Genomic DNA, 24,162 nt, shown 5'->3' with positions numbered 1-24,162 from the left:
TCAGTCGCTTTCGGCCCGCATCGCGAGCGCCGCTGCGGCGGCACGCGTTTCGACCCCGAGCTTTTCGTACACGTGCTCGAGGTGCTTGTTCACGGTGCGCGGGCTCATGCCGAGAATGTCACCGATATCGCGGTTGGTCTTGCCCTTGGCCAGCCAGGACAGCACTTCGGCCTCACGGGGCGTCAGCTGGGCGCCGGCGATGCGGGTGCTCGACTCACCGCGCCGGCGCACATCGAGCAGCAGCATGTGCTCGCCCAGCCCGACCGCGCCCAGGCTGCGTGCGTAGAGGGAATTTTCGCCGCTTTCGCCGATCAGCTTTGCGTCGGTGCCCGGCTCGTCCGCCATGCGCGCAAGCTGGGCCAGCGACTCGCCAGGCGGGGTATCGGACGCGTCGATGCCGAACTGCGCCAGGCTGTCCGCGGCCCGCGGCGAGCGCCAGGCGATGCGGCCGAGCGCGTCGATCACCAGCACGCCCAGCCCGGCCACGTCCACCGCCTGGCGCGCGATGCGCACCGCACGTGCATTGCGCACGTGGGCCGACAGCCGTGCCAGCACTTCCTCTACGCGCAGCGGCTTGACCACGTAGTCGGTGCCGCCGGCCGTGAAGCCTTCGACCACTTCCGCGGTACCCGACAGGCCGGTCATGAAGATGACCGGCACATGCGACAGCCCGGGCTCTTCCCGGATCAGGCGGCAGGTTTCGAAACCGGACAGGCCGGGCATGACCGCATCCAGAAGGATGGCGTCGGGCACGACCAGTTCGAGCCGGGCCAGCGCCGACTCGCCGTCGTTGGCGATCAGCACGAGGTAGCCGGCCTGGGACAGCGCCTCGCACAGGAAGCCGAGCGAATCAGGCGCGTCGTCCACCACCAGCACGACCGGCTGATGGAACGGGGAATCATTGGACATGGGCATCACGTTGCAGCAATTCGGTGAAACGGATCAGGTCAAAACCATCGATGAGCTTGCGCAGCCTGCCGCAGTCCTTGCGCGCCTCATCCGACCGTTCCGCGATGGCATCGAGCAGGGTCGCGATACCGTTCACGTGGCCGAGACGGGACAGCCTGAGCAGCGCCGAGCGTTCCTCTTCATCCAGCGCCCGCAAGGGTACATCGCTCGCGTCGTTGCGGGATGCAACATTCGACGGTTCAGCGACATCGACATGCCAGGTCAGATCGAGCGCGTCGCGCAATTGTTCCAGCAGCTCCGATTCCATGACCGGCTTGGGCACGAAACCGACGCAACCCGCGTTGCGCAACAGCTCGCTGCGGTTGTCGAACACATTGGCCGACACCATGATGACCGGGATCGGCGCCCCGGCCGAGTGCTGCAGGTGGCGCGCGGTTTCCCAGCCATCCATGCCGTCCATGTTGATGTCGAGCAACACCACGTCGGGGCGCTGCAGCGCGACCCGTTCGAGCCCTTCGCGTCCACTCGCCGCCTCATCGATGCCGAAACCGAGCGGCATCAGCATGGCGGCCAGCATGTGGCGCTGCGTGGCGTCATCGTCAATCAGCAGCACGCGCCGGCGCTCTCCGTCGTAACCGATGACCTGGCGCGTCGGTCTGACCATGGTCGGCACCGACAGGTATTCGGGCAGGTAGAGCCGCAGACGGAAGGTGCTGCCTCGACCGGGTTCGCTGTCCAGCGTCAGCTCGCCGCCCATCAGCGAGGTGAGCATGCGGCTGATGGTCAGGCCGAGGCCGGCCCCGGGTTCGGCCAGGCCACGGCCCGAACTGCTGCGTTCAAATGGCACGAAGATGCGTGCATGGTCTTCCGGCGCGATGCCCGGCCCGGTGTCGGCCACTTCGAAGCGCGCCACTTCCATGCGGTAGTCGATACGCAGCACCACTTCGCCGCGCGACGTGAATTTCACCGCATTGGCCAGCAGGTTGATCAGCACCTGGCGCAGCCGCTTCACGTCTACCCGCACGTAGTCGGGCATGCGGCCGGTGGTTTCGATACGAAAGCGCAGGCCTTTGCGCACCGCCTGCGGCTCGAACATCTTGGCCAGGTCATCGAGCAGTTCGCGCATCGGCATCGGTGACGGATCGAGCCGCAGCTTGCCGGCCTCGATGCGCGCCAGATCAAGCAGGCCGTCGATCAGCCCAAGCAGGTGTTCGCCGCTGCGCAGGATGGTGCCGAGCGCGCGCCGCTGGGTGTCGACCTGGGTCAGCGCGCCTGACGCTGGCGCGCCTTTGGCGGCGCCAGCCTGCGCCAGCGAGCCCTGCCCCAGCTCGCGCAGCAGGATCTGCGCGTAGCCGAGAATGCTGTTCAGCGGCGTGCGCAGTTCGTGGCTGATGCCGGTCACGTAGCGCGTCTTTGCAAGGTTGGCCGATTCGGCGGAATCCTTCGCCTTCTGCAGTGCGAGATCCGTCTTGCGGTGGGCCTCCACCTCGCGCATCAGCAACTGGTTCTGACGGTTCGACTCGTCCTGCGCCAGACGCCTGCTTTCCGAGCCGAGCACGATCCACCAGGCGCACACCGCGCACAGCAGCACCAGCAGTGTGAAGGTCTTGAGCAAGCTCAGCAGCAGGGTTTCACGCGTCGCCGCATACAGATCGGCGACCACCGCTTCCTGGTAGTACACGACGCCGAAGATGACCGCCAGCAGCGAAGTCAGCGACAGGAACACGACCAGGAAGTGGCCGACCCGGAAATTGATCCGACGCGCCAGGCGCATCGGCAGGATGGCGTTGAGCACGGCATGCAGTTGGGCCGCTGCGCTCGCATCGGTCTTGCAGCGGTCGTGGCAGCGCGATTCAAGCGTGCAGCACAGCGAGCAGATCGGTTGCCCATAGGCCGGACAGTAGGCCATGTCTTCCGATTCGAAGCTGTTCTCGCAGACGTGGCAGGTGACGGTCTGGCCCGGTCGCCACTGCATCGTGCTGCGCCGCGCGATGTAGTAGCGGCCCTGCGTGCCCCAGGCAATAAGCGGCGCGATGACGAAGGCGGTGGCAAGCGAAATGACCGGCGAAAATGCCTGCGCCACATCACCCATCCAGCCGGTGTAGGCCAGTACGGACACGACGGTGGCAATCGCCATCGACCCCAACCCGACCGGATTGATTTCGTACAGGTGGGCGCGCTTGAATTCGATGTGCGACGGCGACAGGCCGAGCGGCTTGTTCACCACCAGGTCGGCCACCAGTGCGCCGACCCATGCAATGGCGAGGTTGGCGTACAGGCCGAGCACGTGTTCCAGCGCCTCGAACACGCCGAGCAGCATCAGCAGCAGCGCGATCACCACATTGAACACCAGCCACACGACACGGCCCGGGTGGCTGTGCGTCAGCCGGGCGAAGAAATTCGACCAGGCGAGCGAACCGGCGTAGGCGTTGGTCACATTGATCTTGAGCTGCGACACGATGACGAAGACGACGGTTACCGCCAGCACGACGGCGGGTGAATCGAACACATAGCCGTAGCCGGCCAGATACATCTGCGTCGGCTCGAGCGCGCGGTCGACCGGCACCATCGCCTGCAGCGCGAGAAAGGCGAGAAAGGCGCCACCGAGCATCTTGACCATGCCGGGCACGATCCAGCCCGGGCCGGCGATCAGCACGGCGGCCCACCAGCGGTAGCGGTTCTCCCGGTTCTTCTCCGGCAGGAAGCGCAGGTAATCGACCTGTTCGCCGATCTGCACCACGAGCGAAATGGCCACGGTGGAGGCGGCACCGAACATCAGCCAGTCGAAGTCGCTGGTGCCCGACGAACGGCCACTCATGCTGGTGAAGTCGCTGAACATTTCCGGCGCCTGCAGCCAGACCGCGATGTAGGGCAACACCAGCAGCACGATCCAGACCGGCTGCGTCCATAGCTGGATGCGGCTGATCAAGGTGACGCCGTGGATCACCAGCGGAATCACCACCACCGCACACAGCAGATAGGCCCACGCGAGCGGCATGCCGAAATACAGTTCGAATGCCAGCGCCATGATGGCCGCTTCAATGGCGAAAAAGATGAAGGTGAAGCTGGCATAGACCAGCGAGGTGATGGTCGAGCCCAGATAGCCGAAGCCGGCGCCGCGCGTCAGCAGATCCATGTCGACGCCGTACTTGGCGGCGCAGTAGCTGATGGGCAGACCGGTCAGGAAGGTGATCAGGCCGACGAACAGGATGGCCCACAACGCGTTGGTGAAGCCGTAGTTCAGGGCGATCGCGCCGCCGATGGCTTCCAGCGCGAGAAAGGACACGGCACCGAAGGCGGTGTTGGCGACCCGCCATTCCGACCACTTCCGGAAGCTGCGCGGCGTGTAGCGCAGCGCGTAGTCCTCGAGCGTTTCGGTCGCGACCCAGGTGTTGTAGTCGCGACGGATCTTGAAAATCTGCTGGGTGGCTTCTGACATCGGATCGGGCGGCTGGAGGTCTGCCCGACTCATGCAAGAAACGCTCCGGGCAAGGTGCGTGAGCACCCGCCCGGAGAACAAGGTACAGCTTCCCTCCACGCCGCCGAAAGCGCACCAGAAAAGTGCATGAGCCACTTGGTGGTGCAGTGCGTCAGCGCAGGACTTCACCTTAGCACCGAACGCTGCGCATCCCGAGTGTTGCGCTGCGTACTCACATACGTCGATTGACGTATTCCGGCTACGCCCCCCCGGCAACTACTTTTCGGACCGCAGCGACCGGTTGCGGTGCACCGCACAAAAGTGAATCAACGGCCAATACCGGATCGCCTGAAGCTCCCCAACCCGTCCCCGCTCAGGAGAACAGATATGGCTGACAAGAAAGACCCGATCCAGACGCCGCTTACCGACGAACAGCGCCGCAAGGTGCTGATGGGCATGGCCGCGATGCCTGCGATGATGATGCCCGGCATGGCGCTGGCCCAGGCTGCGCAGTTCCCGACGGCGAAGGTGAACACCACCAAGCTCGCGGTGACGGATACCGAGGTCGTCGTGGGGCAGCTGCATTCGGCGACCGGCACCATGGCCATTTCCGAAACCGGCTCGATCCAGGCCGAACAGCTGGCGATCGACCAGATCAATGCGATGGGCGGCGTGCTCGGCCGCAAGATCCGCGTGATCAAGGAAGACGGCGCATCCGACTGGCCGACCTTTGCCGAAAAGTCGAAGAAGCTGCTGGTGCAGGACAAGGTCGCATGCGTGTTCGGCTGCTGGACATCGGCTTCGCGCAAGGCAGTGCTGCCGATCTTCGAAAAAGAAAACGGCATGCTGTACTACCCGACGTTCTACGAAGGACTGGAACAGTCGAAGAACGTGATCTACACCGGCCAGGAAGCCACGCAGCAGATCCTGTACGGCCTGGACTGGGCAGCCAAGGAGAAGAAGGCCAAAACCTTCTTCCTGGTCGGCTCCGACTACATCTGGCCGCGCACCTCGATGAAGATCGCGCGCAAGCACATCGAATCCGTTGCCAAGCTCGGCAAGGTCGCCGGCGAGGAGTACTACCCGCTCGGCCACACCAATTTCAACTCGCTGATCAACAAGATCAAGCTGGCCAAGCCGGACTGCATCTTCGCAGCCGTGGTCGGCGGCTCGAACGTCGCCTTCTACAAGCAGCTGAAGGCGGCCGGCATCACCGCGGACAAGCAGTTCCTGCTGACCATTTCGGTGACCGAAGACGAAGTGCTGGGCATCGGCGGTGAAAACATCGCCGGCTTCTACTCGTCGATGAAGTACTTCCAGTCACTCGACAACGCCAACAACAAGGCTTTCGTCGAGGCATTCAAGAAGGCCTACGGTCCGAAGTCGGTCATAGGCGACGTGACGCAGGCCGGCTATCTCGGCCCGTGGATCTGGAAGGCGACGGTCGAGAAGGCCGGCAGCTTCGATGTCGACAAGATCGCCGCCGCCTCCGGTGGCATCGAGTTGAAGACCGCGCCCGAAGGCTACGTCAAGGTGCATGAAAACCATCACCTGTGGAGCAAGGCGCGCATCGGCCAGGCGCAACTCGACGGCCAGTTCAAGGTGGTCGCCGAGTCGCCCGAACTGATCGAACCGAACCCGTTCCCCAAGGGTTACCAGTAAGCCGGACGGTCCGGGGTCCGTGCGTCTCCTCGCACGGGCTCCGGCCCCGCCCAGGACGTATCCACAAGCGTTCATCGGCCCACGACCTTCATTTGTGAATACCCCCTAGCCGGAGATCACCATGTCACTGACCGACATCATGAACATCACCCTGATGCAGGGTTTCGCAGGCCTCAGCCTGTTTTCGGTGCTGCTGCTGATGGGCCTCGGGCTGGCCATCATCTTCGGCCAGATGGGCGTGATCAACATGGCGCATGGCGAGTTCATGACCATCGGCGCCTACACGATCTACATGTTCTCGTCGCTGACCGAAACCTTCCTGCCCGGTTTCGCGTCGATGTACTTCCCGTTTGCCATCGTGGCGGCGTTCTGCATCGCCTTCGTCTTCGGCTGGTTCATCGAGTGGGCGCTGATACGACACCTGTACAAGCGCCCGCTCGACACGCTGCTCGCCACCTGGGGCCTGTCGCTGGCCATGCAGCAGACCTTCCGTTCGACCTTCGGCGCACGTGAAGTGAGCCCGACGCTGCCCGACTGGCTGCTCGGCTCGTGGGCACCGGCAGAAGGCCTCGACATCCCGATCAATGGTCTGTTCGTGCTTGCGCTGACCGCACTGGTCACCGGCGGCGTGCTGCTCGCCCTGTACCGCTCGCGCTGGGGTTTGCGTGTGCGCGCCACGGTGGCCAATCGCCCGATGGCCAACGCCACCGGCATCAACACCAGCCGCACCGACCGTCTGACCTTCGCCATCGGGTGCGGCATTGCCGGCGTCGCCGGTGCGGCCTTCACGACGATCGGCTCGACCGGCCCGACCAGCGGCTCGCTGTACATCGTCGATGCCTTCCTGGTGGTGACCTTCGGCGGCGCAGGCAGCCTGCTCGGCACCGTGGCTTCGGCTTTCGGCATCGCCCAGACGCAATCGATCGCCGAGTTCTTCATGACCGGTTCGATGGCCAAGGTGCTCACGCTGATGATGATCGTGACCATCCTGATGCTGCGTCCGCAAGGCCTCTTTGCTTCGAAGATCCGCCGCTGAGTCCGGCTGCGCTCCGACCCCCGAATACCCACGATCCAAGGAGAACCCAATGGACTCAATCAAGAGCTGGCTAGCACGTAGCGGAATGGGAAGCGTGCTGATACTCGCGCTGATCATCGTCGTCGTGTTCCCGCTGACGATGGACCTGTTCCGCCTGAACCTGGTCGGCAAATACCTCACCTACGCCTTCGTCGCCGTCGGCCTGGTCATGCTGTGGGGCTACGGCGGCGTGCTCAGCCTCGGCCAGGGCGTGTTCTTCGGCCTCGGCGGCTACATGATGGCGATGTTCATGAAGCTGGAGGCGTCCGACCCGGAAACCACCAAGATCCAGAGCACGCCGGGCATTCCGGACTTCATGGACTGGAACCAGATCACCGAGCTGCCGCTGTGGTGGGAGCCGTTCCGCCACCTGCCGCTGGCGCTGCTGGCTGTCCTGCTGGTGCCCACGCTGCTCGCTTTCATCATCAGCTTCGCAATGTTCCGGCGCCGGGTCGGCGGCGTGTATTTCGCCATCATCACGCAGGCGGTCTGCCTGATCCTGACCGTGCTCATCGTCGGTCAGCAGGGCTACACCGGCGGCGTCAACGGCATCACCGACCTGAAGACCATCCTCGGCTGGGACACGCGTACCGACGAAGCCAAGTACGTCCTGTACTTCCTCAATGCCGGACTGCTGATCGCCTCCATCCTGCTGTGCCGCTGGATCCAGCTGAGCAAGCTCGGCACGCTGCTGCTGGCGATGCGCGACAAGGAAGACCGCGTGCGCTTCTCCGGCTATGACGTGTCGATGTTCAAGGTGTTCGCCTTCTGCCTCGCCGCGATGCTGTCGGCGATCGGCGGCGCGATGTTCGTGCTGCAGGTCGGCTTCATGTCGCCGTCGCTGGTCGGCATCGTGCCGTCGATCGAAATGGTCATCTTCGCCGCGGTCGGCGGACGCATGTCGCTGGTCGGTGCGGTGTATGGCGCGCTGCTGGTCAATTTCGGCAAGACCTACTTTTCCGAAAGCTTCCCCGACCTGTGGCTGTTCCTGATGGCTGCGCTGTTCATCGGCGTCGTGCTGGCCTTCCCGAACGGACTGGCCGGCCTGTACGAAAGCCACGTCAAGCCGCGCCTGGGCAAACGCAAGGACAAGCCCGCTGCCGGCACCGACAGCACACCGTCGTCCGACGTTCCGCCCGCCACCCCGCTGCACAGCGGCGCACCGCACGGCGGCAAGCCGCTGGCCCGCACCGCACTGCCTGACGGCGTGCAGGGCACATCCGCCTGATCCGAACGGAGACCGACATGAGCAATACCGACTTCGTACTTGCGGTGGAAGACCTCACCGTGTCCTTCGATGGTTTCAAGGCCATCGACGCGCTGACCCTGTACGTCGATCGCGGCGAGCTGCGCGTGATCATCGGCCCGAACGGTGCCGGCAAGACCACGCTGCTCGACCTGATCTGCGGCAAGACGCGCGCCAGTGGCGGCAGCATCAAGTTCAAGAACCACGAAATGACCAAGATGGCCGAGCACAAGATCGTGCGCTCCGGCATCGGCCGCAAGTTCCAGACGCCGTCGATCTACGAAAACCTCTCCGTCTTCAAGAACCTCGAGGTGTCCTTCCCGCGCGGTCGCAGCGTGTTCGGCGCACTGGGCTTCCGGTGCACCGAAGAGGTCAAGGCACGCGTGCAGTCGGTGGCCGACGAAATCAGCCTGGGCGACTCGCTCGACGTCGAAGCGGGCCTGCTCAGCCATGGCCAGAAGCAGTGGCTGGAGATCGGCATGTTGCTGATGCAGGAACCCGAACTGCTGATGCTCGACGAGCCGATCGCCGGCATGAGCGTGCGCGAGCGCGAACTGACTGGCGAGCTGCTGCAGCGCATCTGCAAGGGACGCTCGGTGATCGTGATCGAGCACGACATGGATTTCGTCAAGCGCATCGCCCACAAGGTCACCGTCATGCACCAGGGAAAGATCCTCGCCGAAGGATCGATGGACAAGGTGCAGAACGATCCCAAGGTCATCGACGTTTATCTGGGCCACTGAAATGTATGCACAGAGCGGCCCTCACCCGGCGCTGGCGCGCTGCCCTCACCCGGCGCGTTCGCGCCACCCTCTCCCGCTGATGCGGGAGAGGGTAAGGGCGCCTGCTTGCCGCCTCCGCGCGCCGATGCGGGCGCGGACTGCCCTGCTCCCTCTCCCGCATCAGCGGGAGAGGGCCGGGGTGAGGGCCGCTGCATCAAACCTTCCCAAGCAAAGGACTCCGTCATGCTGAACGTCAAAGACCTCCACGTCGCCTATGGTCAGAGCGAGGCCCTGCACGGCATTTCGTTCGAAGCGAACAGGAACGAAACGATTGCCATCATGGGCCGCAACGGCATGGGCAAGACCACGCTGTTCAAATCGCTGATCGGCATCCTGCCGATCAAGAGCGGCCACATCGAAGTCGCCGGCAAGGAAGTATCGAAGGACGAAAGCTACAAGCGCGTCGCCAAGGGCATCGCCTACGTGCCGCAGGGCCGCATGATTTTCCCGACGCTGACGGTCGAGGAGAACATCCACACCGGCCTGGAAAACGCCAAGGTCAAGAAGGTGCCGGAAGAGATCTACGCCCTGTTCCCGGTGCTGTGGGAAATGCGCAGCCGCAAGGGCGGCAACCTGTCCGGCGGCCAGCAGCAACAGCTGGCCATCGCGCGCGCACTGGTCACCGACCCCAAGGTGCTGCTGCTCGACGAACCGACCGAAGGCATCCAGCCGTCGATCATCAAGGACATCGCGAAGGCGCTGAACGAAATCCGCAAGCTGCGCGAAATCACCATCGTCGTGTCCGAGCAGGTCCTCAGTTTCGCAATGGACGTGGCCGACCGCCTGTTCGTCATCGAAGGCGGACGCCTTGTCCATGAAAGCACGCGCGCCGACACGGATACCGCGCGCATCAAGCAGTTCCTGTCCGTCTGAGTGCCCACCATCCGCCCACACATCCAAAGGAGATCAACATGGCCGAGACCCTGATCAAGGTTGACCTGAAGCAGTCGCCGTACGAGAACGACATGGTGCACAACCGCTGGCACCCGGACATCCCCATCGTCTGCTGGGTCAAGCCGGGTGACGATTTCAAGATCGAAACCTACGACTGGACCGGCGGCTTCATCCAGAACAACGACAGCGCAGACGACGTGCGCGACATCGACCTGACGACGGTGCACTTCCTGTCCGGGCCGATCGGTGTCGAAGGCTGCGAGCCGGGCGACCTGCTGGTGGTCGACATCCTGGACATCGGTGCCAAGGAAGACAGCCTGTGGGGCTTCAACGGCTTCTTCTCGAAGAAGAACGGCGGCGGCTTCCTGACCGAACACTTCCCGGAAGCCCAGAAGTCGATCTGGGACATCAAGGGCATGTTCACCGAATCGCGCCATGTGCCGGGCGTGAAGTACGCCGGCCTGATCCACCCGGGCCTGATCGGCTGCCTGCCGGACCCGAAGCTGCTGGCCGACTGGAACGAGCGCGAAATCGACTTCATCAACACCGAGCCGGACCGTGTGCCGCCGCTGGGCTGCCCGCCGTGCGCACCGACCGCGCACATGGGCCGCCTGAAGGGCGAGGCGCGCGACAAGGCGGCTGCCGAAGCCGCCCGCACCGTGCCGCCGCGCGAGCACGGCGGCAACTGCGACATCAAGGATCTGTCGCGCGGCTCGCGCATCTACTTCCCGGTCTATGTGAAGGGTGGCGGCCTGTCGATGGGCGACCTGCACTTCTCGCAGGGCGACGGTGAAATCACCTTCTGCGGCGCCATTGAAATGGCCGGCTGGCTGCATCTGCGGGTGAGCATCATCAAGGACGGCATGAAGAAGTACGCCATCAAGAACCCGATCTTCAAGCCCAGCCCGATCACGCCGAAGTACGACGACTACCTCATCTTCGAAGGCATTTCGGTCGACGAACAGGGCAAGCAGCACTACCTCGACGTGCATGTCGCCTATCGCCAGGCCTGCCTGAATGCCATCGAATACCTGAAGAAGTTCGGCTACTCGGGCGCCCAGGCGTACTCGATCCTGGGTACGGCACCGGTGCAGGGCCACATCAGCGGCGTGGTCGACATTCCGAATGCCTGCGCCACGCTGTGGCTGCCGACGGACATTTTCGACTTCGACATCATGCCGAACGAAGCCGGCCCGGTGAAATTCATCGACGGCAGCATCCAGATGCCGCTGTCGCCGGATCTCTGAGGCCGCCGCCATGCCGACCTACGACTATCAGTGCGAGGCGCATGGCGGATTTTCCGCCCTGCGCAGCATCGCCCAGCGCGACGCCGCCTGCCTGTGCCCGGAGTGCGGTTCGCCCGCGCAGCGGGTGCTGGTGACGGCACCGTCCTTCGCCGACATGCCGCACGAGACGCGCTTCGCGCATGCCACCAACGAACGCAGCCGCCATGAGCCGGTGCTTGCCAGCCGCAAGCACGGTCCCGGGTGTTCGTGCTGCAGCAGCAAACCCAGCCGAACGACCGCGGTAGGCAAGGACGGTTCGAAGGCATTCCCCACCAAACGTCCCTGGATGATCAGTCACTGATTGCCGGGTTTTCGTAACCAGCCCCCTCCACCTTCAACCTGCACTTCAACAACCGGGAGTCCTGCACCATGAAAAGCACCCTCAAAACCCGTCTGCGGAGCGTGTCGTCCCTTCCGCGCCTCGGCGCGCTCGCTGTCGCCCTGGCGACTGCCGGCACCGCAAATGCCGGCGTCACCGTATCCGGCCCCGGCGAGAGCTATCTCACACTCGGTCTGTGGATGCGTACGTCCTTCACCAGCGCGGATGACGGTGCGCCGAACGGCTCGTCGCGCTCGAAGGATTTTGCGGTCGATTCCATCCGTATCATCACCAGCGGCAAGATCACCAAGCAGATCGGCGGCATGGTGAATTTCGAGCGCCAGTCGGATGAATCGATGCGCCTGCTCGACGTGGTCGCCCAGTTCGAACTGATGGACGGCCTCAACCTGTGGTTCGGCCGCATGTTGCCGCCGACCGACCGCGCCAACCTCGCCGGCCCCTACTTCGCCAACGTGTGGGAATACCCGATGGTGTCGCAGTACCCGAACGCCTTCACCGGTCGTGACGACGGCGCGCTGCTGTGGGGCAATGTGCTCGGCGGCAAGCTGCTGTACGCAGTCGGCGCCTACCAGGGCAAGAACCGCGGCGCCGGCCTGTCGAACGACTCCGACAAGCTGCTGTACGCCGGTCGTCTGGCCTACAGCTTCTGGGATCCGGAACTGGGCTACTACGGTACCAACAGCTACTTCGGCGGCAAGGAAGTCCTGACCATCGGCGCGGCTGTCCAGACGCAGAAGAACGGTGTCGGCATCGCCGGCGCCTCGGGTGACTACACGGCGTGGAACATCGATGCGCTGATGGAAACCAAGCTGTCGAATGGCGGCGTACTGACGCTGGAAGGCGCCTACTACGACTACGACACCGATGGCGTGGCTGACACCGGCGGGGCCGTTGCAGCCGCCTGCGGTCTGGTCAACGTCAACAACTGCGGTGGCGCAACCGAAGGGGAAGCCTACCTGCTGACAGCGGCCTACCTGATTCCGGGCAAGTTCGGCATCGGCCAGTTCCAGCCGTACGCGCGCTATCAGGAATTCGATCCGCAGGTGGGTTCCAAGTCTGACCAGTGGGACTTCGGTGTCACTTACGTGATGGCCGGCCACAACGCGCGCATCACCGCGGTGTATTCCGACATGGATCCGGGCGGTGCAGCCAAGTCGATCGACAAGTTCATCGTCGGCGTTCAGCTGATGTATTGATCCATTCACGACCCGGCCGCATAGCGGACCGGGTCTGAATGGCTCAAGGGGCACGCTCGGGCGTGCCCCTTTTCGTTCACCGATGCAATGCCCCGAGCGCGACGACGCGCGCTGCGGCCATCGCCTTGCCGACCACGATTGCGTCGGTACCGAGCGCACGGAACACCCACCCGGCCTCGCCCGGCAGCGCCGAGGCCCCGGCGTACAACCCTTCGCCGGAGATCGCGCGCAGCGCCTCCGGCAAGCCGGCGCATGCGGTCTGCGTCAGTATCCAGAGGCTGGCCTGCACGCTGAAGTCGCCCGACACGCCGGGCTGCGCACCGAGCCAGTCAGCGCCGCGGATGCGCATCCGTTCGCGGGCCAGCAGGCGAGCGTCGCGGCCGGTGATGTCGATCGCCGAATCCATCAGCGCGAACGGCGCACCGCAGGCCGTCGGGTCGTGCGCGAGAAAGGTTTCCGACACCAGTACGAGGGCGCCCTCACCCAGCGTGACCGAGATGCGGGCGTGCAGGTGACTGCCCGGAAAGAGGATCTGCGGCGCCGGCAGGTATTCAAGCTGCGCACCGTCACCGGCGTCGATGTCGACGGTCTGCGTCGCGCAGCCGCCGCGCATGGTGTGCACGATGGTCGATGCAGGCGTCGCCACGTGGGCACGTGCCTCCGGCGCCACGGCAATGCGCCCGGTCACCGTATCGTGTTCGAACAAGCCGCCCGACACCGACTGCAGGAACACCGTGCAGCGACCGCGATCGAGCGGATCCGTGTACAGCGCGCGGCCGACATGCACCGGGTAACGAACATACTGCCGGGCGACGAAGCTGCGACCTTCCGCCGAACCGAAATCCAGCTCGAAGCTGTGCCGTTCAGTCAAACAGAACCCCGCGCACAATGGCGTCGACCACGGCATCGACGCCTTCGCCACTGGCGCAGTTGGTAAGCAGGGTCGGCTTGCCGGCCCGCACCTCTTCGGCTTCGCGCGTCATGCGCGCCAGATCCACGCGCACGAATGGCGCCAGGTCGGTCTTGTTGATGACCAGCAGGTCGCACTGCAGCACGCCCAGGCCACGCTTGCGCGGAATGTCGTCGCCGCCGGCCACGTCGATGACGAACAGCCAGTAATCGACCAGATCAAGCGAAAACGACGACGCGAGGTTGTCGCCGCCGCTTTCCACCAGGATCAGTTCCAGGCCCGGCCAGGTCCGGTCAAGTTCATCGGCCGCGGCAAGGTTGAGCGTCGGGTCTTCGCGGATCGCGGTGTGCGGGCAGGCGCCGGTTTCGACCGCCAGCACGCGTTCCGGCGCGATGATGCCGCTGCGCCGGATGCGTTCGGCGTCTTCCGCGGTGACCAGATCGTTGGTGATGACGGCGATGTCGGTGCCGCGCGCGATGAAGCGTGGAATGAGCTGCTCGAGCAGCGCCGTCTTGCCCGATCCGACCGGGCCACCGACACCGACACGCGCCGCACCGCGCGGCCGGGCGTACTGCAGGGGCATGACCGATGACATACGGGGCTACCTCATCATGTAAAGGCGGTTCAGCGGCACATGCGTGGCCGGCGCGCAGCCGATCACGTGGTTGTCCACGCTGACCTCGAAGGTTTGCGGATTGACCGTGATGTTCGGCAAGGTGCCGTTGCGCACCATGTCGGCCTTGGTCAGCGTGCGCGTGCCGTGCACCGGCAGCAGCGTCTTGCGCAGATCGAGCCGGCCTTCCAGGTCGCGCCCAAGCGAAGCGGCGCAGACGAAATTGGCCGACAGCGCCTGCGGTGCGCGGCCGAAGGCGCCCCACTGCGGGCGCATGATGAGCGGCTCGCAGGTCATCAGCGACGCAGCCGAATCGCCCATCGCGCCATAGGCGATGAAGCCGCCCTTGACGACGATTTCCGGCTTGATGCCGAAGAACGCCGGACGCCACAGCACGATGTCGGCCAGCTTGCCCGGTTCCAGCGAACCGACGTGCTGGTCGACGCCGAAGGAGCGCGCGGCATTGATCGTGTATTTCGCGATGTAGCGCAGGATGCGTTCGTTGTCGGCGCTGCGCGTGCGTTCCTCGGGCAGGCGGCCGAACTGGTCCTTCATCTTGCTGGCCAGCTGCCAGGTGCGGCAGATGACTTCATTGATGCGACCCATGCCCTGGCTGTCCGAACCCAGCATCGAGATCGCGCCCATGTCGTGCAGCACGTCTTCGGCGGCGATCGTCTGCGCGCGGATGCGGCTTTCGGCGAACGCCACGTCCTCCGGCACCGCCGGGTTCAGGTGATGGCACACCATGATCATGTCGAGGTGTTCGTCGAAAGTATTGACGGTGTAAGGGTTGGTCGGATTGGTCGATGACGGCAGGCAGTTGGCCTGGCCGACGACGCTGATCACGTCCGGCGCATGACCGCCGCCGGCCCCCTCGGTGTGATACATGTGGATGGTGCGGCCTTTGGTCGCCGCCAGCGTGTCTTCGAGAAAACCGGATTCGTTCAGCGTGTCCGTGTGCAGCTGCACCTGGAAATCCATGTCATCGGCGACCGACAGGCAGGTGTCGATGGTGGCCGGCGTGGCGCCCCAGTCCTCGTGGATCTTCAGGCCGATGCAGCCGGCCTGCATCTGTTCGACCAGCGATTCGGGACGCGACGAATTGCCGCGGCCGAGAAAGCCGAAATTCATCGGCCACTGCTCCGACGCCTGCAGCATGCGCGCGACGTTCCACGCGCCGCCGCAGTCGATGCCGACCGTGATCGGGCCGAGCGAACCGCCGAACATCGTCGTGATGCCGGACGCCAGCGCGTGTTCGACCAGCTGCGCCGAGTCGAAATGCACATGCACGTCGAGCCCGCCCGCCGTGGCGATCAGTCCTTCGCCATCGCGTACCGTCGTCGCGTTGCCGACCAGCAGCTGCGGATGCACGCCGTCCATCACATGCGGGTTGCCCGCCTTGCCGATGGCGACGATGCGCCCGTCCTTGATGCCGATGTCGCCCTTCACGATGCCGACCACCGCGTCGATCACCACGACATTGCTGATGAGCATGTCCAGTGCGCCCTGCGCGGACGTCAGCCCGCCCATCATGCCCAGTCCGTCGCGCAGCGTCTTGCCGCCGCCGTGCAGGCATTCGTCGCCCGGTACCGCGAAGTCGTGTTCGATTTCGGCCAGCAGCGAGGTATCGCCGAGACGCACCATGTCGCCCCGGGTCGGTCCGTACATCGCCGCATAGTCGCGACGGGTCAGCCATGCCATGTCAATCCTCCCGGCAATTCCTGTTCATGTCGGTCACGCACCCCTGAAGCCCGCCTGACGCGCGCGCACCAGCGCATCGGCCAGCCCGGCTTCGGTGTTGCTCGCGCCTTCGGTCAGCCGGTTCAGGCCGAACACCTCGCCCGTGCCACCGAAGGCCACCAGCGTGACTTCCTTCGATTCGCCCGGCTCGAAGCGCACGGCGGTGCCGGCGGCGATATCCAGATGCATGCCCCAGGCCAGCGCACGGTCGAAGTCGAGCGCGCGATTCACCTCGAAGAAGTGGAAGTGACTGCCGATCTGTATCGGGCGATCTCCGGTATTGAGCGCCTTCAGCGTCGTGCTGCGGCGCCCCGCGTTCACTTCGATGCTGCCTTCGGCCGGAATGATTTCGCCCGGTATGCGGGCACGGCTGCCGCCGGGCGACATCTGCGCGCCGGGGCCGGGCCGGATCGGGTCATGCACGGTCACCAGCTTGGTGCCGTCGGGAAAGCTGGCTTCGATCTGGATCATCGGCATCAGCGCCGCGACGCCCGGCAGCACGTCGTCGGAATTCAGGATCTGCGAGCCGAACGCGATCATGTCCGCCACGGTGCGGCCATCGCGCGCACCTTCGAGAATTTCGTCGACGATGAAAGCGATCGCCTCCGGGCAATTGAGCTTGAGCCCACGCGCGCGCCGGCGTCGCGACAGCTCCGCCGCGTTGAAGATGGTCAGGCGTTCCAGTTCGGTCGGGGTCAGCAGCATGTCGTGCTCCTTCGAAGTTCATTCATCCGGTCGGTCCCTGTGTATGGCGCCGTCACGGTTCAATTGGCAAACAGACGCGCGCTGCGCGCTTCGTGGCGCATGGCGGCGATATCGAGCGCGGGCGTGCCGCTGCTCATGTCCTCGCGTGCCGGCGGTGGCTGCGACAGCACGCCGGCGATGACCGGCCGCATGCGGGTCAGCAGTCGCTGGCCATCAACGTGCCCGATCATTCCCATGCGCAGCGCCGCACCGATGATCGACGTGCACAGACCGCCCACCGCCATCGCATCGCAACTGCCCGTCGGCAAGCGGTACGCCGCCCACAGAGCGCCCTGCACCACCGGCAGGTGACCCGGCGCGTGTGCACCGCGTACGGTGTCCAGATAGCGTTGCGCGCACGCGACGCCCAGCTCGGCGTGCATGCGAAGCTGCGTGAAGCCCAGTCGGCGACTGGCTTCGCGCCAGGCGCGCGTGAGCGACATCGCCTCGCACAGCCGATCGAGATCGGCCAGGGCCTCCATCAGCGCCGGGCTGTCGCCGTAGTCCGTGCAGGCCTGATGCGCCAGATGCATCAGCGGCCGGTCCACACCGGCCCAGCGATGCGTCACCTGCGCCTGCAGCAGCCCGAACAGCTGTTCGACATCGCTGACCTGCCTGTCCAGGCGCAGCGATTCCAGCCCCCACGAAAAGGAGGTGGCACCGCCGGGGAAGAAGCTGTCGGAAAACTGCAGCATCGCCAGCTGCTGGTCGATGCCTGATTCAATGTGCATGCGGCACCGGGATGTAACGCACGGTGCTGTGGGCCGCAGGCGGCGCGGATTCGGATCCGGCGCCCGGCCCGGCCTCGTCCGGAACCTTCACGCGACCTCGCTGGATCAGGTGGGCAAGGCGCTGCAGATAGGTGTCGCGCGGGCCGTCCAGTGCAATGCACAGCCGTTCGCCGTCGAACTTCACCTTCCAGTGCATGTTGCCCGCGAAATAGCCCAGTTCGAGTGCGTCTGCCGTGCTGGCCGCCTGCAGCACAAGCCATTGCGGTTCGTCGAGCAGCACGACCACGGCGCGCTCGTCGTCTAGCCACAGCACGGAGCCGTTCTGCAGCGTGGCGTCGCGGTCCAGCATCAGCGCCACCGTGCTGCCGCGGTCGGTCCGCAGCTGCTGCCGGCGGCGCGCCATGTCGCTGCGCGTCAGGCGCACCGTTTCGAGGCCGCCGCGATGTTCGATGTCATGCAGCCTGTCGGCCAGCGCGGTGTCGGCGGCGCAGCCCAGAATGGTGGTCACACGAAGCATGGACGGGTCCGGTTGAAAAACGGGTTGAACAATGCAGTTCGATACATGCCGGTGCCGAAGGCACATGACGTGCCTTCGGCATGTGCCCGGAGCGGAGCTTGCCAACAACCCGCCGCCGGACGGCCGCACACCGTCCGACGGCGGGCGCAGCAACTACCCGCTCAGATAGTCGGGAAAGGGTTGGGCTCGATCAGCGGTGATTCGTAAATCATGTTGACCTGGCCATCGGCGCCGAACGCACCGATGCGCGCCTGTTTCCACAGGTGATGGTTGCTGCCGTGGAATCTCACCAGGCCTTCCGGTCCGGTGAATTCGAGATTGGCCGACGCGGCGATCACCTTGTCCACATCGAAGCTCTTCGCCTTCTCGACCGCCATCTTCCACAGATAGACCGCGGTGTAGGCGCACGCCAGCGTGTCGCCGGTGACGCGCTTCTGGCCATACTTCGCCTTGAACGCAGCGACGAATTTCTTGTTCGCCGGGTTGTCGAGGCTCTGCAGGTAGCTCATGCAGGTCAGCACGTCCTGCACGTTCTCGTTGCCGATGCCCGACACCTCTTCTTCCGATACGGCGAACGCCATCACCGTCGTCTTCTTCATGTTGACGCCGGCCGCCTTCAGCTGCTTGTAGAACGCCACGTTCGATCCGCCGACGATGGTGCTCAGGATGATGTCGGGCTTGACCGCCTTGATCTTGTTGATGGTCGAGCCGAAGGAGGTACTGCCCAGCGGCATGTATTCCTCGCCGAGCACCGATCCGCCGCCCTTGACGATGGTCGGGCGCGCAATCTTGTTGGTGACGCGCGGCCAGATGTAGTCGGAACCGATCAGGTAGAAGGTCTTGCCGCGGTTCTCGAGCAGCCAGTTGCAGCCCTGCACGCACTGCTGGGTCGCTTCGTGCGCGGTGTAGAGAATGTTCGGCGACTGTTCCTGTCCTTCGTAGTAGGTCGGGTAATACAGCAGTCCCTTGGCCTGTTCGAATACCGGCAGCACCGCCTTGCGCGACGCCGACGTGTAGCAGCCGAACACCGCGGCCACCTTGTCCTGCCCGAGCAGCTTGCGGGCCTTTTCGGCGAAGGTCGGCCAGTCGCTCGCGCCATCCTCCACCACCGGCACGATCTTCTTGCCGAGCACGCCGCCGGCGGCATTGATTTCGTCGATGGCGAGCTTTTCCGCGTCGACCACAGAAGCTTCGGCCAGTGCGATGGTGCCGGTCAGCGAATGCAGGATGCCGACCTTCACCACATCCTGCTGCGCAAACGCACCACGCATCATCGTCGGGCCCGCCACGGAAGCCAGGGCGAGTGCTTTGACCAGATCACGACGCAGATTACTTTTCATGTTTCCCTCGAAAGAATGGATGGTTAAGGTTTGGATGACTCAAGACAGCACAGCGCAGACGACAACATTTGTTGCGACGCAGCATCGCCGATTGCGAAAAAAGAACGAAAAAAAGGCCTGGCGGATCCGGGGATCCGCACAGGCCTTTTTGCCTTTCCTTGCACCGGCAATGCTGGCGATGCGAAGAGTTACATTGATACTAGTGAGCCGATTGCAGCGAGTCAAGCACTGATTTCAATAAATTGACGGCGCCGAATTCGCATCACTTTTGCTGCAACGCATCACCCGCGCAGGAGTGGTCCGCCGGGTCCCGACTCCCCCCGGCTCAGCGCTGCGGGCATGCCTTCAGCGGCGCATCCGGTACATGAAGATGCAGCGCCCCTGCTGCCCGGCCTCGAAGCCGGCGACCGGATGAAGCCGGTGCCTGGCCACCATGAAATCGACGACGGTGCGGGCCGCGGCCGGCGACAACGTCGGCTTCCACAGCCAGATGTCATCCCGGCTGTCGACACCGCAGACCGAGAACAGCGCCTGTTCGGCGTCGTCCGCCATGCCGATCGCCCATTCCTCCGTCTTCGCGCCGAATTCCTTGATGTAGCTGAGGCACTCGAACTTGATCTGCTGCACGCTGAAGGTCATCGCCTCACCCCGGAACCGGCACCAGTCGCGCAGGCGATGACACCGCGGCCGTGCGTGTGCGCCATTGGTCGAACTGCGCCGCCCCCCGGTGCTTCTCTTCCACCGACATCTGACCGACGATGCCTTCGAGCGCATTCAGCGCCGTGCCGACGCCATGCTGCGCGGCCAGCGAAAGCCAGGCGAAGGCCTGTGCGCGGTCCTTTTCCACACCGAGTCCGTTTGCGTACATGAAACCCAGTCGCGCCTGCGACGGGTAGTGACCCTGTTCGGCCGCGCGCCGATACCAGTGTGCGGCGGCCGCTTCATCGTGCGGTACGCGGTCACCCTTGAAGTGGAGCGTGGCGAGATTGCTCTGCGCCATCGCGTCGCCGGCCTGTGCGGCACGGGTCAGCCAGTGCAGCCCGGCAACCGGATCGGCTGCGGTGCCCTGCCCCATGACGAGCATGGCGCCGACATTGGTCTGTGCCGGAACGTGATCCTGCTCGGCCGCGCGCAGATACCACGCGAAAGCCGCTTCGAGATCGGCCGGCACCCCTTCGCCATTGGCATGCAGCGAACCGATCCAGGCCTGGGCCTCCGGATCTCCCGCCCGGGCCAGCACCGAAAAGCGTGCGTGGGCATCGGCAAGCTGGCCTTCGCGATAGGCCGCGACGGCTGCATCGACGGGTCGTGACGACGTATTCATGGCATGTCCTTCATGGGTGCGTTGCAAGGTCGAAGGTGTCGAGGCGATGGGTCATTTCGTGCGCCAGCCAGGACGCGACGGCAGCGTCGGCCCGGGTCGGCGCATCAGGCCTTGCCTCCGACAGGCGTTCGCCGATCAGCGCCCGCCAGTCGCTCGCGGGCAGTGTGTCGTCACCCAGCACGGTAATGCGGCACAGCGTGCGCGTCAGCGCCACCGGTTGCAGCACGACGGCACACACGGCGTGCTGCAGCGCCAGCAGTACAAGATTCGGAAACAACCAGAGCGCCCTGGCCGGCAGGCCGGCCAGGGTGGTATCAGCCATCAGTACCGAGGCACCGAAGGCACGCGGCAGTTGTTCCGCGGCGAGCAGGCGCTGAGCCACAAGCTTCCAGTTGCCGCCGACCTCCTGCCAGTGACTGCCCTGCAGCGGCATGTCCTGCCGCGAAAGCGCCGGAACCGCGGCCTGCAGCGATCTGGCCGTGTCGGTGATCGCCGCACCGTGCGGATCGAGATTGACGCACAGCAGCGGCCCGATGCGGCCGACGCGGACCGGCAGCAGGCGCTCCGGTCGCAGACCGAGATACTGGTGCATTTCAGGCGTCGCATCGCCCGGTTCCGACGCCGTGATGACCGGCCGGTCGCGGCTGTGTCCGCACGAAGTGAACGAGCATGGCGTCTTCGTGCCCTGCTGGCATTGCACCGGCACCACACGGCAACCGCCGTGCTGCGCCTTGTTGAATCGCCCTGCGAGGACATCGCCCGCCATCCTCTGGATGTGGATGGCGTGATCGCCCGCAGTGAACGGCAACAGGTCACCGACGCCCGCCAGTTCATGCATTGTTCCGACGCACACCCAGTCGCGCGTCCAGATCGTCTCGTCTTCGCGCCGGGCCATGCGCAGAGACCGGAACGCCGAGTCATCGAGACCGGTGGGTCGGATCATTTCATCGAGCATGCAGCCTCCGTGATCGACATGGGTCGGATACCGCCTCACCATCCGCCGACGATGCGGCGGACGGGCAGACGGGTTTCAGGTGGATGACGCCAGTGCCGGCGACTCGTAATCCGCGCGACCGCGGTGCTTGAATGCTTCCTTCGGCGCTGCCGGCAGCGGGCCGTCCTGCATGAAGCGGTCGAGCACGTTCCTGGTCAGGCGCGAAATGTTGTTGTCGCAGTTGTTCCACGGCAGCGAACCGCAGTAGGCGATCGAGCTGAACGCGAAGCAGCCGCCGCCGTTCGGCGTCTCGTGGAAGGTCACGTCGGCACGCACCCGCGGATGCACGGTGCCGTCCAGACCTTGCTGGTTGAAGCCGAAATCCTCCATCACCAGCAGGTAGGCCTCGGTATGACGGCCGGCCGACGTGGCGACGGTGAGGATGTGCGGCGGCGAACCCAGCATGGTGTCGACGATGTCCAGTTCCAGACCGGCCGCGCCACCGCCGACCAGACCGAAGTTGCCCAGGTTCTCTTCGTAGGTGATGCCGTCGAACGCCCAGCTCACGCGCGGATCCAGACTTTCCGGCGTCCGCGTGAAGTAGGACGAAATGTCGAAACCTTCGGACGACATGCCGGTCCCGGCCACCGAATGGAGATAGCGGCCGCGATAACGCCACATCCCGCCAAGCTCACCGGTGCCCTGGTGGTAGTACTCCCCCGGATCGGCGCGCCAGGTGCGGATGCCGGATTCGCAGCGGCGCATTTCGGTCACCACGCCGCGGCCCAGACCGTCGTAGGCCGGGTGGAACGAATGCACCCAGTACCAGGCGTCGGCGCCCATGTACATCAGGCGACCGCCGCGCTGCGTGTAATTGTGCAGGGCGTCGAGCTGGGTACCCGAGTTGTGCTCCGGGTGCGAGCCGGTGATGATGACGTTGTAGTTCTCCAGTCGTGCCAGACCGTCGTAGGTCGCGTCCTCGTCGGTGAACACGTCGTACTCATAGCCCATCTGTTCCAGCCAGCAGATCAGGTGCAGGTCGGCCGGGTACTGCCACGGCGCCTGGGCCAGAAAGTGATCGTACTTTGGACGGATGCTCAGGATGGGGCGCAGCCGTGACGACAGGCAGATGCCGCTGCCGTCGGTGTGGGTGTCGTAGATCGAACCGCCGTACTCGCGGTGCTCGGCGAGGAACATGTTCTGCTGCTGCATGATGGGTACGCGATAGATGAACAGTTCCGCGCCACCGGCGTTGCACGCCACGTGTTCGTTCGCGTAGGCCATGTAGCTGATCGTGGGCACCATGACCGCGATCTTCGACTGTTCCTGGCCGATCTTCGGCACGATCCAGAACGGGATGTAGTCCTCGTCGCCCTCGGGCGTGGTCAGCTTGGCGGCGTAGAAGCGGCTCTTGATGCCGGTCGGCACCGTCCACTCGAAACTCACCTCCCAGCGTGCGTTGTCGAGATCGTCGTCGTGGAAGTGGATGGCCCCGTATTCCTTCGGCGACACCTTCCAGTCGAAGGTCTGGCCGGCCCAGTTGTAGCCGGTCAGCGCGCGCGTCGGGCAATTCACGAGCGTGGCGTTGAAGCGGTACGGGCCGGCGTCCTTCGCCATCAGTGTGTCGATGCCATCGGAAAAATCCCAGGCGGCCACGATGGCTTCAGACAGCGCGCCGGTCGGACCGGCGTTGCGGCGTTCGGTCAGGCCCGGCTGCGCGCCGCCCTTCATCATTTCGATCTCGAAGCGCGACAGGGCGCGGTTGCACAGACGCGGGCTGTCGATCTTGCCGTTGTAGTGACCGCCGACGATGACGCCCTGAGGCAGTGACGGCAGCCCCAGCGGGCCCGGTTCGACATGATCGACGTAGCCGGCGATCACCAGCGGCTGGTCGGTGTGTTCCACCTTGCCCTTGAAGGTCGCCTTGACCGGCGGAATCTCCGGGTCCAGCGCATAGACCACCTGCGGCTCGTGATGCAGCACCACTTCGCCGGTCAGCGCGTCGAAACTGGCGGCGATGAAGTGCCAGGCGTGGTCGCGCAGCGGCGCACCGTTCGAGTACGTTTCGCCATTGATGCGCAGTTCGACGCAGCCGTCGGTGTTGATGAACAGTCCGTAGCCCTTGCCGCCGGACCACTTGGTCACCAGCCCCTGTGCACCGTGCTTCCAGTAGCGCTTGTCGGTCTTGGGCGTGGTCGGCCAGATCCAGCACTGCAGCGTGAAACTGTCCGGCTTGAGTTGCGGTGCGTCAGGCACGAAGCCGTACGAACCGCCGTAGACGACCTGCTTGATGCCGTCATACACGCCTTCGCAGTCCGCCTCCACCGCCTTCTCGATGAAACCTGGACCGCGCGGGTTGGTATCGCCGTTGATCATCTGCACGACGGACGCCCGGTACTTCGCGGGACCATCGCAATTGACGTAGAACCTGATCGTGTCGCCCGGATGGACGCCGAACTTGTCGGCGTATCCGGTCAGTCGCATTGCACACATGGTGTTCG

The 24,162-nt window shown here is 64.7% G+C and carries 22 protein-coding genes; 9 read left to right on the top strand and 13 right to left on the bottom strand.

Translation table 11 applies throughout. The features are described 5' to 3' along the window. Together Q8Q80_RS02195 and Q8Q80_RS02190 are read right to left on the bottom strand one after the other, a co-directional pair. Entirely contained in the window at positions 1-915 is a 915-nt protein-coding gene (locus Q8Q80_RS02195; RefSeq protein WP_371132669.1) for a response regulator, read from the bottom strand. After that, a complete protein-coding gene (locus Q8Q80_RS02190) occupies positions 899-4,348 on the bottom strand; it encodes an ATP-binding protein (RefSeq protein ID WP_305631358.1) in 3,450 nt (1,149 codons plus the stop codon). Before Q8Q80_RS02190 ends, Q8Q80_RS02195 begins: the two co-directional genes overlap by 17 nt. A 366-nt stretch (positions 4,349-4,714) precedes the next feature. Here Q8Q80_RS02190 and urtA (Q8Q80_RS02185) point away from each other — a divergent pair, with 366 nt between their 5' ends. From urtA (Q8Q80_RS02185) to Q8Q80_RS02150, 8 genes are all read left to right on the top strand, one after another. Further along, complete coding sequence (gene urtA, locus Q8Q80_RS02185) at positions 4,715-5,989, top strand: urea ABC transporter substrate-binding protein (RefSeq protein WP_257097729.1); 1,275 nt, start codon at positions 4,715-4,717, stop codon at positions 5,987-5,989. 121 nt (positions 5,990-6,110) lie between these two features. Beyond that, a complete protein-coding gene (urtB, locus tag Q8Q80_RS02180) occupies positions 6,111-7,025 on the top strand; it encodes an urea ABC transporter permease subunit UrtB (RefSeq protein ID WP_257081414.1) in 915 nt (304 codons plus the stop codon). 49 nt (positions 7,026-7,074) lie between these two features. Then, entirely contained in the window at positions 7,075-8,292 is a 1,218-nt protein-coding gene (gene urtC / locus Q8Q80_RS02175; protein ID WP_305631357.1) for an urea ABC transporter permease subunit UrtC, read from the top strand. A gap of 17 nt (positions 8,293-8,309) precedes the next feature. Then, entirely contained in the window at positions 8,310-9,053 is a 744-nt protein-coding gene (gene urtD / locus Q8Q80_RS02170; protein ID WP_305631356.1) for an urea ABC transporter ATP-binding protein UrtD, read from the top strand. A 222-nt stretch (positions 9,054-9,275) separates the two neighbouring features. Then, a complete protein-coding gene (gene urtE, locus Q8Q80_RS02165; protein ID WP_069037909.1) occupies positions 9,276-9,965 on the top strand; it encodes an urea ABC transporter ATP-binding subunit UrtE in 690 nt (229 codons plus the stop codon). 38 nt (positions 9,966-10,003) lie between these two features. After that, on the top strand, positions 10,004-11,233 hold the full coding sequence (gene fmdA / locus Q8Q80_RS02160; protein WP_305631355.1) for a formamidase: 1,230 nt from the start codon (positions 10,004-10,006) through the stop codon (positions 11,231-11,233). Positions 11,234-11,243: 10 nt separating this feature from the next. Beyond that, on the top strand, positions 11,244-11,573 hold the full coding sequence (locus Q8Q80_RS02155) for a zinc ribbon domain-containing protein (RefSeq protein WP_069037911.1): 330 nt from the start codon (positions 11,244-11,246) through the stop codon (positions 11,571-11,573). A gap of 68 nt (positions 11,574-11,641) precedes the next feature. Further along, the gene (locus tag Q8Q80_RS02150; RefSeq protein WP_305631354.1) at positions 11,642-12,808 is read left to right on the top strand and encodes a hypothetical protein; all 1,167 of its coding nucleotides are present in this window, start codon (positions 11,642-11,644) and stop codon (positions 12,806-12,808) included. A gap of 76 nt (positions 12,809-12,884) precedes the next feature. Here the strand turns inward: Q8Q80_RS02150 and Q8Q80_RS02145 are convergent, their stop codons facing one another. From Q8Q80_RS02145 to urtA (Q8Q80_RS02115), 7 genes are all read right to left on the bottom strand, one after another. Next, entirely contained in the window at positions 12,885-13,679 is a 795-nt protein-coding gene (locus Q8Q80_RS02145) for an urease accessory protein UreD (protein ID WP_305631353.1), read from the bottom strand. Next, entirely contained in the window at positions 13,672-14,313 is a 642-nt protein-coding gene (gene ureG / locus Q8Q80_RS02140; protein WP_305613522.1) for an urease accessory protein UreG, read from the bottom strand. The genes Q8Q80_RS02145 and ureG overlap by 8 nt, the downstream gene beginning before the upstream one ends. Before the next feature lie 6 nt (positions 14,314-14,319). Continuing rightward, complete coding sequence (ureC, locus tag Q8Q80_RS02135) at positions 14,320-16,032, bottom strand: urease subunit alpha (RefSeq protein WP_305631352.1); 1,713 nt, start codon at positions 16,030-16,032, stop codon at positions 14,320-14,322. 33 nt (positions 16,033-16,065) lie between these two features. After that, a complete protein-coding gene (locus Q8Q80_RS02130; protein ID WP_305631351.1) occupies positions 16,066-16,776 on the bottom strand; it encodes an urease subunit beta in 711 nt (236 codons plus the stop codon). 59 nt (positions 16,777-16,835) lie between these two features. Beyond that, a complete protein-coding gene (locus Q8Q80_RS02125; protein ID WP_305631350.1) occupies positions 16,836-17,546 on the bottom strand; it encodes an urease accessory protein UreF in 711 nt (236 codons plus the stop codon). Further along, positions 17,536-18,063 (bottom strand): urease accessory protein UreE, encoded by a 528-nt coding sequence (ureE, locus tag Q8Q80_RS02120; protein WP_305631349.1) that lies wholly within the window; start codon positions 18,061-18,063, stop codon positions 17,536-17,538. The genes Q8Q80_RS02125 and ureE overlap by 11 nt, the downstream gene beginning before the upstream one ends. A gap of 161 nt (positions 18,064-18,224) precedes the next feature. Beyond that, complete coding sequence (urtA, locus tag Q8Q80_RS02115) at positions 18,225-19,403, bottom strand: urea ABC transporter substrate-binding protein (protein ID WP_257097708.1); 1,179 nt, start codon at positions 19,401-19,403, stop codon at positions 18,225-18,227. Positions 19,404-19,433: 30 nt separating this feature from the next. On the opposite strand from urtA (Q8Q80_RS02115), the gene Q8Q80_RS02110 reads away from it, so the two are divergent. Then, entirely contained in the window at positions 19,434-19,649 is a 216-nt protein-coding gene (locus Q8Q80_RS02110) for a hypothetical protein (protein WP_305631348.1), read from the top strand. A gap of 99 nt (positions 19,650-19,748) precedes the next feature. On the opposite strand, the gene Q8Q80_RS02105 is transcribed toward Q8Q80_RS02110, so the two are convergent. The 4 genes from Q8Q80_RS02105 to Q8Q80_RS02090 all read right to left on the bottom strand — a co-directional run bounded on the left by Q8Q80_RS02105 (position 19,749) and on the right by Q8Q80_RS02090 (position 24,154). Then, positions 19,749-20,042 carry a hypothetical protein gene (locus Q8Q80_RS02105; RefSeq protein WP_305631347.1) on the bottom strand — a complete coding sequence of 98 codons (294 nt, stop codon included), beginning with the start codon at positions 20,040-20,042 and terminating at the stop codon, positions 19,749-19,751. 4 nt (positions 20,043-20,046) lie between these two features. Beyond that, on the bottom strand, positions 20,047-20,727 hold the full coding sequence (locus Q8Q80_RS02100; RefSeq protein ID WP_305631346.1) for a tetratricopeptide repeat protein: 681 nt from the start codon (positions 20,725-20,727) through the stop codon (positions 20,047-20,049). 10 nt (positions 20,728-20,737) lie between these two features. Continuing rightward, positions 20,738-21,682: a hypothetical protein gene (locus Q8Q80_RS02095; protein ID WP_305631345.1), complete on the bottom strand. Its 945-nt coding sequence runs from the start codon at positions 21,680-21,682 to the stop codon at positions 20,738-20,740. Positions 21,683-21,757: 75 nt separating this feature from the next. Next, a complete protein-coding gene (locus Q8Q80_RS02090; RefSeq protein ID WP_305631344.1) occupies positions 21,758-24,154 on the bottom strand; it encodes a N,N-dimethylformamidase beta subunit family domain-containing protein in 2,397 nt (798 codons plus the stop codon). Positions 24,155-24,162 lie beyond the last annotated feature (8 nt).

It is taken from the genome of Methyloversatilis sp. (genome assembly GCF_030698125.1).
Taxonomy (GTDB): domain Bacteria; phylum Pseudomonadota; class Gammaproteobacteria; order Burkholderiales; family Rhodocyclaceae; genus Methyloversatilis.
This window is presented reverse-complemented; position numbering and strand designations above follow the sequence as displayed.